This window comes from Flavobacterium anhuiense (genome assembly GCF_900101855.1).
Classification (GTDB): domain Bacteria; phylum Bacteroidota; class Bacteroidia; order Flavobacteriales; family Flavobacteriaceae; genus Flavobacterium; species Flavobacterium anhuiense.
Window position 1 is genome coordinate 89,714 of record NZ_FMVC01000002.1, and the last position, 15,204, is coordinate 104,917.

Here is a 15,204-nt window from a genome sequence, read left to right on the forward strand (position 1 = left end):
TAAATTTAATTAAAACTATAAAAAATGAATACAATAGAACAATTACACGGTGCATTTGCAAGAGCTTTTGAAATTCCCGTTGAAGAAATAAACGATCAGTTAGAATATCAATCCATATCTGAATGGGATTCTATGAGCCATCTGGTTCTAGTCCAAGAACTTGAAAGCACTTATAATATTTCTATCGAAATGGAAGATATTTTAGAGATGGGCAGTGTAGCTAAAATCAGAGACATCTTGAAAAAATATGGATACGAAATCAATTAGAGCCTAATGATATATGGAACTATATAATTTAATTAGAAAAAACGAAAAACTGGTCTTTACAGATTCCGGCACCGGCATTTCAAAATCTATTGGAGAAATGCATCAGTCCCTGGAAATCGAAAACCTGCGTGCTGTAGTTTTTATTTATAATGACAATCAGCTTCCTGCCATAGAAACATTATTAAATTTCTATCAGAGCAGATATACAGTTGCGCTATTAGGCATGGGAATGCTCGAGAATTTCAAGGAAAATCTCGAGCAAAAGTATACGCCTTATTATATCTATGATCCTTCTCGCAGCTCAATTGAAGGCTACACTGCTGTGAATGCTTCAGAAACGATTGTACTGTTTAAACGAAATGCCAATATGCTTTATCCGATACATGAAAAAATTAAGCTCCTTCTAAGCACTTCAGGAACTACTGGTTCTCCTAAATTTGTGAGGCTTTCGGATGAAAATCTTGTCGCAAATGCAAAATCAATTATGGAGTATATGCCTATTGAAAGTGAAGATGTTGTGCCTTTGAATGTTCCGATAAATTTCGTTTACGGACTGTCTATCTTCACAACAAATTGCATCAAAGCAAAAGAGATTGTCTGTACAGATAAAGATGCTTTTCAAAAGGAGTTTTGGGAAGATTTCAAGAAATACGGGTTTTCAACTTTAGGAGGAGTTCCTTATTTCTACGAGATGCTGTACAGTATCGGATTCTTTAGAAAAGACCATCCTTCGCTAAGATATTTAACCCATACTGGGGGAATGCTGAACAACAGATTGATTGAAGCAATTGCATCTTTCAGTGAAAAATTCGGCAAAAAATTCTTTGCGCAATACGGACAGACAGAAGCGTGCGGACGTATGGCCTATCTACCGCCAGAAGATCTTCAGAGAAAAGGATCATCCATTGGCAAACCAGTCAAAAACGGAGAATTTGAGATTGATTCTGAAACTTCAGAGCTGATTTACAGCGGTCCGAATGTATTTGGAGGTTACGCCAACATAAGAGATGACCTTAAATTTTTTGAAAAGCAGGAAAAACTTTATACTGGCGATAAAGCCAGAAAAGATGAAGAAGGCTATTACTTTATTGTAGGCAGAATCAAAAGGATTGTAAAGCTGTTCGGTGTTCGATTCAATCTTGACGAAACAGAGCTTCTGTTAAAAGATGCTTTGGGAGGACAGACCGTTATCTGTCTTGGAATAAATGATAAATATCTGGCTGTTATGTATACAGATCCTAGTTTAACCCGAGAGCTCATTCATACGGTTCTCAAAGCCAAACTAAATCTGCATTCAAGTTCCATCAAAACGGTGCACATCACTGATGTTCCGCTTACAGCAAATGGAAAAGTCAATTATCCGCTGCTGAAAAGCACTTTAGAATCTGGAATGCTGGTTTAATAATAAAGCCCCTCGTAATGAGGGGCTTTGTTTATGCATTCATTTTAACTTTAAAATTTAAAAGCTAAATTTACTAAAAAGTGAGCTGGCGGCTGTGGTGCTCCCCATGAACTCCAGTATTTTTCATTTGTGATATTGTTCAGCTTAAGGCCGATTCTCCAGTTTGCCTGCTCATAAAAAACAGTCTGGTTAAAAATGGCATATGACGGTATATAGAAAGTATTTGCTGTAGACATATAACTCTTGTCAACATAATTGGCGCCTGCTCCGATTCCAAATCCTTTTAAGGCATTTTGGAATTTGTACGATGCCCAGAAGTTTACCACATTTGCTGGAGCGTCTTGCGCCTTATTTCCTTCAATTGCCTTATTGGCATCGCTTGTTTTTACAATTCGGTTGTCATTATAAGCATATCCCGCTGTAATATCCAGCCCAGGGAAAGGATTCGCAATAAACTCAAACTCTACCCCTTTACTCACCTGTTTTCCATCCTGCTGATAGACAAGATCTGCCTGTCTTATAACGGCATTATCATTGGTAATATTATAATAGCTGAAAGTTGTGCTCAATTTTTTATTGAAAAGTTCCGCTTTTACACCCGCTTCATACTGATTAGCATATAATGGATCTAAAATCAGCTGACTGCCATCTGGCTGGTTAACAGGCGCTAAATTCTGGAATCCGTTCATGTAATTTACAAATACAGAAATCTGATCCTTCAAAATCTGGTAAACAAGTCCCAACTTTGGAGATAACGAATTCTGGCTGTATCCTGGCACAGTACCGCTATCTTTTCTTTCAAAATTATCAAAACGAAGGCTTGCCATAGCAAATAGACGGTCTGAAACTCCCAAAACATAAGAACCGTAACCGCTGAAAGTATATTCGTCACGTCCTGCGCGAATCACTGGTGCAAGCAACACGGCATCAATATCTTTTCTTCTTACCGGCGTAAAATTGGCCGTTACGTCGATTGTTCTAAACGCAGCCGCTGGAGTTGGCGTCGATGAAAATGTATCGGTGTAATATCTGTAGTTGATACCTGCTAAAATTTTATGCTTTAAAATTCCTGTAGCAAATTCACCATTGATATTTTCTTGAATATTAGTGTAATTGCTTGAAATAGGCCCGAAAAGAGTAGCGCGAATCGTAGCTGTAGCCGGTGAAGTCCATGTTGGCAGCACTTGGTAGCTGTACTCCACATCTTCATTTACGTATGAAAACAAAGTAGTCGATTTCCATCTTTCTGAAATTTGATATTCAGCTTGCACAAATGCTTTTGCTGACGACGTTTTTGCATCGGCATCATCATGCACAAGCGATTTTTTATAATTGAGTTTGATCTGGCTTGGATTAGTAATTCCTGAAGCTGCAGTAACAGCCGGATACAATGGCCTTGTGTTGTTTACATTAAACAATTCTGCATCAATATTAAAGGTAAGTTTCTCACTCGCCTTAAAAGTAATGCTTGGAGTAAAAGAAAAAGTATTATTAAATCCGTAGTCTAAAAAGCTTTTTTCTCTGTTTACAGCCGCATTTAATCTGAAAAGAACATTTTTATCTTTAGTCAAAGGCGTATTAACATCTACGGTAAGCCTGTTTGTGCTGAAACTTCCTCCCGTATAAGACACCTCAGCAGCCGAAGCTTCAAAAGGCTTTTTGGTTACCAGATTGACAACACCGCCAAAAGAAGAAGCTGATGAACCAAATAAAGTACCGGATGGGCCTTTCAATACTTCAATCCTTTCAACATTGGCTATCCCAACAGAAGATCTTCCCGAAAGTGTTTCCATACCGTTTCTTGAATTTATCCCCACACTAAATCCTCTAAAGATTACTGCAAATCCCCCTGACGGATAATTCAAAGGCACGACTCCCGGAGCATTTCTTACCGCACCAGCCGCATCAATAACTATTTGTTCTTGAATTAGTTCTTTATGTATAACATTATAAACCTGCGGATTTTCAATGTTTTTAAGTGGCATTCTGGCTACATAAGTAGTCTTCTTTGAGATTAAACTTTTTCTGTTATTAATGACCACTTCCTCCAATTCTTTGTTCGAGACATTAAGCACGACATTTACTGTTGCAGTTTTTCCATTCTCTACAGTAACCTGTTGTTCAGAAGTTTCGTAGCCTGTTAAGGATACCAAGAGAGTATAATTATTTTCTCTAATTCTGCTTAATTCAAAATAGCCGTCTTCATTTGTAAAAGTACTGTATTTTGAATCTTTAAGAATAATATTTACTTCTGATGCAGCTTTACCGTCTGAGGTGGTTATCCTGCCATTAATCTTCCCATGCTGCTGCGCATAAGAAACTGTTATAAAGAAAAAGCTGAAAATAAATAAAAAATGTAATGCTTTTAAACTAAAATATTTCATCTGATTATAAATTTGGTTAGTACTGTTTTTATTCATTCTAAATAAAAACGACGCAAAAATATAAATTAATATTAGTTTAACAAGCAAATACTTTACTTAATCATAAAACTATTTCAATATCTAAGAAATCAAAATTTGACTTCATCAAACTTTTCCAATCATTTGTTTAGAAAATCTTAAAATTTTCTTTAAAACAATTTCTATTAATTCTAAATAAATATAAATTTGTACGGATTTTAAATCAAAAAAAGATTTTAATTCACACCATAATTTTGAATGAAAGGGTTTAAAAAGAAAATCGGATTGCTGCATTTATGGCTTGGACTAGCTTCTGGCATTATAATCTTTATTGCTGCAATAACGGGCAGTCTCTTAGTTTTTGAAAAGGAAATTGACAGTACTCTCAATCCCGATTATTACAATGTCTCGGAAATTGGAGCCGAGAAAAAAAGCTTGGATTATTGTGTAGATATACTTCAGAAAGAATATGGAGTAAAAGAAATAACAAGAATCAGCACCTTCAGCGACCCTTCTCGCACAATCCAAATAGTTGGAAAAGATTCTGATAAAAAGGTACATTTATTTTCTATAAACCCTTACACGGGCAAAGTTCAGGCATCTACACTTCAGAAAAACAGATTTTTTGCCGTGGTTTTAGAAATACACAGACAGCTTTTAATGGGAGAAACCGGCGGCATAATAATGGGGACATCTTGTCTTATTTTTGTTTTTATGCTAATTTCAGGGCTAATATTATGGTGGCCTAAAAAAATAAAAAACTTAAAACAAAGACTTAAGATAAAATGGAATGCTTCCTTTAAAAGGGTTGTATGGGACCTGCATTCAACAACTGGATTCTACTCTTTTTTCATTCTATTGATTATTTCTTTGACAGGATTGTTTTTTGCCTTCAACTGGTTTCAAAACGGCATTCTTTATCTGGCTGACGGGAATAATAAAAGGCCTTCCGCTAAAATCGAAAACCCCACGAAAGCAGATCCTGGCTTAATAAAAACAGATTTTTACCAGAGCATTTTTGATCAATCTGACAGCCTTTTTCTCTATAAAGGAAACATGCAGATCAGAATGCCAGCCGATACAATTAATAGCATTTTGGTATTAAAAGAAAATACTGAAAGGCTTATCCCCCATCAATCAAGCGCTGCTTATTTTGATAAATATACTGCTGAGAACATTGAAGCAAGACCATATGCTTCTTTCTCAAATGGAGACAAATTAAAGCGTCTTATCTATCCGATTCATACTGGAAGCATATTCGGTCTGCCGACAAAAATTTTAGCCTTATTGGTTTCACTGCTCGCAGCGACACTTCCCATCACAGGATTTTTGATATGGCTGCGAAAAAAAACAAAGCTAAAGTAATGCCTTATACCGCCTAATTTTAAAATAATTTAGCATTCGCAATTGGTCATCGTGTTTGGACTTGGTACCATTTCTGCCACAAAAAACTAAGGCGAATTAACAATAATCGGCCATTCAAATTTTGTGGCATACTCATGGCGCATAGCTCTTCACATGTTGCATTATTCATTAAAATCAAACTCTTCCATACTAAGATTGAGTTGCAGAGCCTCCAGAATTTTAACTATATTCAGATATTCGTATGGCTTATAATTATAAGCCACCTTTAAGATGATTAAAAAAACTGTATTTTAATATTTATTGTATATTTACTTAGTAAGATGCATCTAAAAGAATGCTTTTTAATCTAAAAACAAAAAGCCTAGTGTCACTTATTCTTTAACCACAAGATAGAGCAAAAAAAATATATAAAGTTGAAACTAGACTACGATTTTAACTGAAATTTTCAATTGCAAATAGAACAGCTTGCATAAACAAGATTTTTCTAAAAATAAAGTTTGATTTATTTGTTATGGAGAAGCTTAACGTCTGATTAACGTTAAGTTTCATTTTTAAGAATACCGATAGAACATATCCTGTCCCTATAATATGCAGCGGTGAAAGATCGAAAAAGCACAATAAAAACCTAATAGTCTTAAAGAGCAATAATATAAGCAATTACGGTTCCCTCTCATCTGTCAGAATCAAATGTCAGAATTTAAGTAATTTAAAGTTAGACTGCAAATTTACGGAATGATTTAAACATAGATACTGCCGGCCTTACCATCTGATGTTTATCACTTTTGGCCTAAAGTTATTACTAATTGCTTTAATTAGAAATGACCAGGGCTCCTTTTCTGCCTTTTCTTAGTTAATGAGAAATCAATTGTGTTGCGTCCTATCAAGTGCCCTATACAAATAACACCATTGCTCGATCTTAATGTAAGTCTCGTCTATTTTCCAGCTACTGCCAGCCTCTACTTTACGTTTCTTCATTTGCATCTCTATTAACGGTGCAAACTTATATCCCAGCTCTAAATTGTAGTACGATCAGCTTGAATTCCTCTTATTTTCATAATCTCTTCAATATCTCTGTATTATTTGAGAATTAGCTGGTGAAACTTTTCCAGTCTTAAAAAAAATATCGTTTATTACATACTTAGTAATTTAAATTTTGCGGCAAAATTGTAGCACATGATATTTTTGAAAAGTAGAACCACAGCAAAATGGAGGTCTGCCAAGCTTAGGTTCGATACTGTATACGCAGTTTTATTGTTATTCTACTGAGCTTCAAAATTGATTTATCTCTGTTCTGCTGCCCTGCTCTTTTAGCCCCGATAGAAGCGGAAATCCTTCTGCGCCGGGGTGCGGCGAAGAAGATTGCAGCGGATAGCGGGAAAAAGCTCAAAAAAAAATTAAACTTAGAGAATAATACAAAGCCTATAGGCATGAAATTATGAAAATAGCCAAAATAACCGGCCCTGTCACGTATCACAGGTGCATAAAGGATTTAAATGAATACGGTTATATAAACTATGTCCCTAAAAAAAACAGAAACCAGAAAAGTGTCATTTATTTTCTTGTTTAAAAGCGGAACTGCCATTTTTTTGGCTTGCAAAAACTAGAACAGTTTTTTATAAATGTTTAGCAATTTAAATTTTATGGCAAAATCGTGGCGCATTGGTATTTGAAAGATCGAAGCTCCAGTAAAATCAAGACCTGCCAAGCTAAGGTTCGAAACTGTATTACACAATAAAAAGAAAAAACACTAACTAACTAACTAACTAACTAACTAACTAACTAACTAACTAACTAACTAACTAACTAACTAAGAAAGAAAGAAAGAAAGAAAGAAAGAAAGAAAGAAAGAAAGAAAGAAAGAAAGCTTTATTGCAGCAATCTAAGATCATGAGCAAAAAACACTGGTTCGAGTCCCGTTCCCGCTACTATAAAAAAGGTAAAGTCTGAGAAATCTAGATTTCTTAGGCTTTTTTTGTGGTTCGAAAAATCTCGTTTCATTTTTTTAAAATAAAAACCACCAGTGTTTTCAGGGAAAATTGGTTCGAGTCCTGTTTAGTCAAATAAAAGACTCAAATTCAAATCCAAAAATAAATCTTCAAAACAGCAGTAAAAACAGCTAAACTTCTGCTAAAACAGATTGTACGTCTGTTGAGCCTTTTCAGATGTGTTCTCAGTGTCAGATTCTTTCTTTCAATATGATTAGTTCCGAAGCGCTTAACAGAATGCATCTTCTCATCAAGCAGATATCGATAATTTTTCAATCTGTCAGTAAATATCTTTTTTGCTTCTGCCAATTTCAGAGTTTCCAAAACACGATTCAGAGTTTTATTAGTTCGTTTGCCTACATTAAAACTAACCACATTTTTAGAATTCTTTTCCAATGCATAAACCAGCCAGATATAATTTTTCTTGTGTCTGATATAAGTGCACAGCTCATCTACTTCATAGGCTTTGCCTCTGCTGATAATTGGTCTGATTATATTTCTCGCAATGGAGACAATTCTTTTCAATAATGTTGTGGCTGATATTTCCAGTATTCTTGCAGTGCTTCTTATTCCTAATCCCTCTTTGGTTAATTGAACAATCTTTTCATTAATATCTAATTTGTAAGCTTGATTTGTATAATATTCTATAAAGCGGTGAGAGCATATTTTACAATAATATTGCTGTTTATTATTTTTTGTTCTCCCATTTTTAATAACCTTTTGCTCTTTACATTTTGGACAATTCATGACCATCACTAACTTGGAACACTATATCGCATTTTTACTCATTTTAGCTCATTTAAGGCAATATTAAAACAAAAAAGATGAGCATTACTGCTCATCTTTAAATTATTTATCTCTAAAATTTGTTCGATTTCAAAAGGTTAGAATTTCAAAATCTTATATCATTAACTTTGAAACACTACCTTAAAAAACTGTAGGTCAGGTTAATGCGTAAGCTTAAAAAAAAACACTAAATTAACTATAATTAACAATTAAATACTTATTATTGTCTTCTAAATTTATTCGTTTATTAAAAAATTGCTACGTCAATTTTTGCTATTTAAATTTAGTCTTAATTGTTATAATATTTGAATAAAAAAAAATAAATCTATAAATATTCATTTTATGAAAAGAAAACTACCTGTTCTTTTAGCTGTCTTTTTTAAAATTTGCATTTTATGTGCTCAAGATAATTATCCAAAGGAAACACCAAAATCTAGCGATAATGCAGTTGCGTTACAAAATGCTGGAGATGTGCCCGTAAATTTATTTACAGGTCAGGCAAATATCTCTATTCCTTTGACAAAAATTAAGAATGGTCCTATTTCGGTCGATGTAAGCTTAAATTATGGAAGCTCTGGTGTTAAAGTTAACTCCAAACCAACATGGGTAGGTTTGAATTGGTTCTTAAGCGCAGGGGGAGTTATTAATAGAAAAGAAAATATAAGATTTGATGAATATACGTTTAAAGGTTATCTAGATAAGTATACAGCTCTAGCGGCATCCAATTGGAATACAAGTGCTTTTTTGAATACATTGAAGAATTCAGCAGTTTCCAATGAAGTAGCGCCAGATGAATTTAGTTTTAATTTTAATGGAATGTCTGGTAGTTTTTTTTTAAATCATGAAGGCAGTTGGATTGTAAAATCAAAATCAAATTATAATTTTAGAATCTCACATGTTGTAACAGCCAACTACCCAATTGTAGCGAATAATTCGAATAATTACACTTTGGCAAGAGCAATTACATCATTTACAATTATTGCAGATGATGGAGTGAAATACGTTTTTGGACAATCATCCAACGCTATTGAGTTTTCGTATGGACAGTCTACAATAATTATGAGTCAAAGTGGAGTTCCCCAAACTCAAATACAAGTTTCAGCTTGGCATCTTGTTCAAATTATTGCACCTACAGGTCAAGAAATAACATTTAATTATTCGAAATTTTGGGAATCAAATACAATCACTTCATCCTCAATTAGTCAACCAGTTTTGCCGGGCCCTGTTCCAACAAATATTAACTATCCTAGAAGGATTGCGATATCGTCTTCAATTTTAGAAAGTATAACTTGCAACAATGGGGTATCTTGTTATTTTAATAAGTCCTTGACTCAAATGAATTTGCCCCAAGGACCAGCTATACCAAATCCAGAAGTACCGCAAGGAACAGCATTAGGAACGTCTCAGGTTAATGAAAATTATCAATTTTTTAATCTTGATGGCATACAATTAAAATACCATAATACGATTATAAACAATATTAGTTTTTCGTACTTAAAAGCTACAGGGATTAGGAATAAGCTTCAAAAAGTTTCATTCATTTCCCCTGATGGGCTGGAAACTTTGGGTGAATATACATTTGAGTATAATTCCAAAATACTTCCTGCAATTACTTCAATGCTAGAGGATCATTGGGGATATTATAACGGTAAACGATATTGGGATATAATCTACTGTGGTTTCCCTACAAAACCAATGCCTGATGAATCTCTATATTATCAATCAAGAGAGCCTGATGCAAATTTTATGGATGCCGAAATTTTGCAGCGTATAAAATTTCCTGCTGGAGGGTATACTGAATTTTTATTTGAACCTCACGAATATTCTAAATTAATAAAGTTGAGTGAGGCCTCCCTAACAACAACAACTCCTCAGCTTTTAATAGAAAGCCAGTCTTCAAACAAAATTGGGGGCGGATTGAGGATAAAAAAAATCTCGACATATGAATCGCCTGGCAGTACTCCCATTGTAAAAGAATACTTTTATAATGTAAATTCAATTAGCAATGGAGCCATATCTAGTGGAATATTGAATATGAAACCGGACTATATGATGACTAATATGAACTATCTGTTTTTTAACAGTCAAGCTTTTAACATCGTTAATAATCAAAGTCCAATAACATATACTGAAGTTATGGAAAAGACGGGGCTTGGTTATACAGTAAATAGCTTTTCCAATCATGATAATGGCTATCTTGATAAACCAGCAACCTCACCTCTAGCATTAAATAGTATAAATCTATGGCAGGTTTACAGACTTTTTTCATCTTTAGACTTAGAAAGAGGGCTACTTTTAAATCAAAAAGTTTTTAATAGCTCTAAAACTATTGTAAAAGAAATAAGCAATGAATACAATTCGGATTCGAATCGTTATAATATTTGTATCAGAACAGCAGTTGATGTTTTATATGAGAAATTTGCTGCTATTCCTATCTATACTTTTTATCCTTATCTTAAAAAGACAATAATTAAAGATTTTTATAGCGAGGGTTTAACAACTAACCAAATAGAGTATCAATATGATCTAAACTATAGATTGCTTATTAGTGAAAAAAGAACTTTTGCAGACGGGAAAATAAAAGAACGCCGTTTTCAATATCCAGTAAATTTATATCTAGGAGATAATCAAGAAATAGATTCAGAACTTGATGATATAAAATCAATGGTTGCAAACAATGTTATTTCAAAACCAATTGAAATAATAGATCTTGTTCATAAAAATGGAGTTCCGTACGTGATAGGTGGAAAATTATTTTTTTATGAGAATTTTTTAACAGAGAAAATTTTTGATTTAGCAATGCCTATTCAGATTGCATTTTCGAGCTTCCCTTCTGTTTATGGGGATATGCTTGGATTTCATTACAGCAATAATTACAAATTAGCAAATAGCTATATGTATGACAACTTAGGAAACATAACAGAAGAAAGACTACGAGGGGGAGCTGTTACAAGTTATGTTTGGGGATATAACAAACAGTATCAAATTGCAAAAATAGAAAATGCATCTTATCAGGAAGTAACAAATCTTTTAGGAGCTTCAAATCTTAAATATCTAAATGATGGATATAGATATATGGTTGTTCCTCCCAATCCTCAGCTGCAATTAAAATCTTTTACAGATATTGAAATGCGAACTATGCTTAATGTCTTACAAACTAATTTGCCTAACTCTCAGACTATGTTTTTTACTTATGCGCCTCTGGTTGGCGTAACTAGTTTTACAGATCCAAAAGGAGACATTAAAAATTATACATATGATAGCTTCAACAGATTAAAAACGGTGAGAGATAAAAACCAAGATGTTTTATCTGAAAATGAATATCACTATAAAAACTAATTTTTAGAGTATGAAAAACTTAAACATATTGATATTTATATTTTTTCCTGTTTTACTTATAGGTCAAACACAAACAGAGAATTATATAAAAACTACAACATATAAAAAAGTTAACAATTCAAGTACCTTTGATCCTTCAAAACCTTCAGATGCACTTATTACAGTAGATTATTATGACGGATTAAATAGAATTATTCAAAAAGTAGAAAACCAGCAGTCGCCAACAGGAAGAGATATGGTAACTGTAATTGGTTACGATATTTTTGGAAGACAAGAAAAGAATTATCTTCCTTATGTGCCAAGTGATGCCGCATCTCTAAATTATAAAGCTAATGCCTTATCTGATGCGGTAACATTTTACAATACTGCCAAATACGAAAATACAATTAATCCTTATTCACAAAATGAATACGAATCTTCTCCTTTGAATAGAATTTTAAAACAAGCAGCACCTGGGAATGATTGGAAAATAAATGGAGGACATGAAATCAGAACTGATTATCAAACTAACACAAGTAATGATCAGGTTAGGCTTTTTAAAGTTTCTTTTGCTAATGGTAATAAAGAAAATCCCAAATTAGATAATAATAATTTTTACCTTACCTCTCAATTAACTAAAACTATAATTAAAAATGAAAATTGGCAGGTAAATCAGTTAAATAGCAGTGATAATACGATTGAAGAATTTAGAGACTCTGAAGATCGAATAATATTGAAAAGGACATTTGCAACCGTCGGAAATGGCACTTCTACTGAAAAATACGATACTTATTATGTGTATGATGATTTTGGCAATCTCTCTTTTGTTATACCGCCTAAAGCGAGTGACCTCATTGGAAGTAATACGGGGAATATTGCTGCCGAAGTAATGTCGAGTGCAGTAATAAGTGCAAATAGTCCTGAAGTAATTATTAATGCCACTAATTCAATTCGATTATTGCCTGGTTTTAATGCTCAAGCAGGAAGCACATTTTCTGCTTCCATTGTTTTAGGGATGGAAGATATTTTGAATAATTTATGCTACCAATATAAATATGATTATCTAAATAGACTTATAGAGAAAAAACTTCCAGGTAAACAGTGGGAATTTATAGTCTACGATAACCTTGATAGAGTTGTTGCGACGGGACCTGCCAATTCACCTTTTTCTGATATTGCAACAGTTGGTTGGATTATTACCAAGTATGATGCTTTTAGCCGACCAATTTATACCGGTTGGAGCAACCAGACTTCCACTTCGGCAACCCGAAAGATGTTACAGGATGCACAGAATGCCGCCACAGTTTTGTATGAAAGTAAACAAAGCTCCGGAACGATTGATGGTATCACAGTATATTACAGTAATGCAATAGAACCGACTTCATTCAAACTGCTTACTGTTAATTATTACGACAATTATAACTTTCCTGATGCTCCAATTATCCCAAGTACTCTTGATGACATCACAGATCAGGAAGTTTACTATAATAATGGTATTAAACCAAAAGGACTTGTAACAGGGACTTGGGTAAGAGTCCTAGAAACCAGTTCAAACACTAGAAACGAACAAACTTATACACTTTACGATGCCAAAGCAAAACCCATTAAGTCTTATATAAAAAACTTCTTAGGAGGTTTTACTTATACTGAAAGTAAGCTGGATTCCTTCTCAGGAAGATTAGAATACAATGTCACTACACATAAAAGACTCTTTGGAGATATTGAAGAATTAAAAACATCTGAATTTTACTATTACTCTGATCAGGATAGACTTTTGACACTCGCCCATTTTATTTACGGAATGCAGGTGCCAGAACCCATCTTAAGTAATACTTATGACGAACTCGGACAATTAATTTCAAAAGAAGTGGGTGGTGTACAAAAAATAGATTATACCTATAATATTCGTGGATGGCTTACAGGTATTAATGATGTTAATAATCTGCAAAAAGATATAAATCCTAAGGATCTGTTTGCTTTTAAGATCAATTATAATCTTCCTTCGACAGTAACTGGAGTTCCGGGGCTATATAATGGAAACATCTCCGAGACCCAGTGGGCTACCAATTCTGATAACGGAGTACTACGCGGATACGGCTACAGATACGACAATTTGAACCGTCTAAAGGAGAGCATATCTGTAAAAGCGGGCTCTGTAAGCAATGCCTATAATGAGGCTTTATCGTACGACAAAAACGGAAACATTATAAGCCTTATCCGCAACGGGAACAGCGAAGCCGTGCAGCAGATCGACAATCTGGTCTATTCTTACGCCAATAACGGTAACCTTTTAACTAAAGTCACAGACAGCAGCCGCAAGGACTTAGGATTTATTGACGGAGCCAATACTGGCGATGATTACACCTATGACCTTAATGGGAACGTGGTCTCGGATACAAATAAAAATATCGCTTCTATAGCCTATAATCATCTGAACCTTCCAATAAAAGTGACTTTTGCGACAAGCGGAAATATTACCTATATTTACAATGCACTTGGACAGAAATTAAAAAAGATTGTGAACGAAGCAGGAAAGCCTGCGGTAACCACTGATTATTTGGGTGGATACCAGTATGAAAACGGCGTGATGAAGTTTTTTCCAACTGCAGAAGGTTATGTGCAGCCTGAAGGAAGTTCTTATAAATATGTTTACCAGTATAAAGATCATCTTGGAAATATCCGTTTAAGCTACGACAAGAACCTGACCATTCAGGAGGAGAACAATTACTATCCTTTCGGGATGAAGCATATCGGTTACAATGGCGCAATTGCCTCAACAAACAGCGCTTTAAAGTATAAGTACAACTGCAAGGAACTGCAAGATGAGAGTATTGGTGGCTCTCAGTTGAATTGGTATGACTATGGAGCACGTAATTATGACCCTGCACTTGGACGTTGGATGAATATTGACCCATTGGCGGAGAAATCCAGACGCTTTTCTCCATATGTGTATGCTCTCAATAATCCTATTCGTTTTATCGACCCAGATGGAATGATGGCTACACCGCCAGACTGGTATATTGACGATAGAACTGGTAAAGTGCTTGGTCAAGATGGAGCATCAACAAATAATATTAGATTGATAGATGCTAATAATTTTAAGGATGTTAAAGAAGCAAATGGAGGTTCAACAACCTCTGCAGAAGCTACAGCACAATTGCAAAGTAGTGATATGAGCACACTCGTTACGATTAATGACACACAGATTCAAAATGAATTACAACAAGTAAATGACCAGTCGAGAAATGTTGAACATCAAACTTATTTAGTTTTGGATAGAGGAGCGGGAGAAGTAAAAGGAGTTCGTGGTGAACCTGGAGTGGATGGTTTAACAACAATGAATTATGAGACTCGTACAAATAAAGATGGAGTGAGTTACAACACTATGGGAGGAAATTTATTAATAGGGCAAGCTCATGGTCATAATCTAATTAAAGATTCAAATAAAGTAAATATCCCAGGAACATCACCAATAGATGTAAATACGGCGGCAAGTTCTGGAGTAACAATATATTCTATTGATGCGTACAATACTCCTGTAGGAGGTCAAGCTCAAATTAATAGAGTTACTCCTTCTGGTGTTCAAGAAAATGGTGTTGGTACAACTAAAGGAGCAACGGGAACAGGTAATTTCAACATTGGATTAGATGCATTAAAAAGATGGAGTGGTTTTTAAAAT

Annotated in this window: 8 protein-coding genes; 5 read left to right on the forward strand and 3 right to left on the reverse strand. The window is 34.4% G+C overall.

All coding sequences use genetic code 11. The features are described 5' to 3' along the window. The first annotated feature begins 24 nt into the window (after window positions 1-24). Window positions 25-267, forward strand: a complete 243-nt coding sequence (locus BLP44_RS04875; RefSeq protein ID WP_091130053.1) for an acyl carrier protein — start codon at window positions 25-27, stop codon at window positions 265-267. 13 nt (window positions 268-280) lie between these two features. Beyond that, entirely contained in the window at window positions 281-1,669 is a 1,389-nt protein-coding gene (locus BLP44_RS04880) for an AMP-binding protein (RefSeq protein WP_091130056.1), read from the forward strand. A gap of 50 nt (window positions 1,670-1,719) precedes the next feature. Here BLP44_RS04880 and BLP44_RS04885 read toward each other — a convergent pair whose 3' ends face one another. Then, window positions 1,720-4,053, reverse strand: a complete 2,334-nt coding sequence (locus tag BLP44_RS04885) for a TonB-dependent receptor (protein ID WP_091131340.1) — start codon at window positions 4,051-4,053, stop codon at window positions 1,720-1,722. A gap of 276 nt (window positions 4,054-4,329) precedes the next feature. Here BLP44_RS04885 and BLP44_RS04890 point away from each other — a divergent pair, with 276 nt between their 5' ends. Beyond that, window positions 4,330-5,436, forward strand: coding sequence for a PepSY-associated TM helix domain-containing protein (locus tag BLP44_RS04890; RefSeq protein WP_091130060.1), 1,107 nt, complete (start codon window positions 4,330-4,332; stop codon window positions 5,434-5,436). An 861-nt stretch (window positions 5,437-6,297) separates the two neighbouring features. On the opposite strand, the gene BLP44_RS23245 is transcribed toward BLP44_RS04890, so the two are convergent. After that, window positions 6,298-6,417, reverse strand: coding sequence for a DDE-type integrase/transposase/recombinase (locus tag BLP44_RS23245; protein WP_091130062.1), 120 nt, complete (start codon window positions 6,415-6,417; stop codon window positions 6,298-6,300). Window positions 6,418-7,511: 1,094 nt separating this feature from the next. Then, window positions 7,512-8,174, reverse strand: coding sequence for an IS1 family transposase (locus tag BLP44_RS04900; RefSeq protein WP_091130066.1), 663 nt, complete (start codon window positions 8,172-8,174; stop codon window positions 7,512-7,514). 375 nt (window positions 8,175-8,549) lie between these two features. Between BLP44_RS04900 and BLP44_RS04905 the strand changes: the two genes are divergently transcribed. Both BLP44_RS04905 and BLP44_RS04910 read left to right on the forward strand, forming a co-directional pair. Next, the gene (locus BLP44_RS04905; protein WP_091130069.1) at window positions 8,550-11,546 is read left to right on the forward strand and encodes a hypothetical protein; all 2,997 of its coding nucleotides are present in this window, start codon (window positions 8,550-8,552) and stop codon (window positions 11,544-11,546) included. Window positions 11,547-11,556: 10 nt separating this feature from the next. Continuing rightward, the gene (locus BLP44_RS04910) at window positions 11,557-15,201 is read left to right on the forward strand and encodes a DUF6443 domain-containing protein (protein ID WP_244511678.1); all 3,645 of its coding nucleotides are present in this window, start codon (window positions 11,557-11,559) and stop codon (window positions 15,199-15,201) included. Window positions 15,202-15,204: the final 3 nt, after the last annotated feature.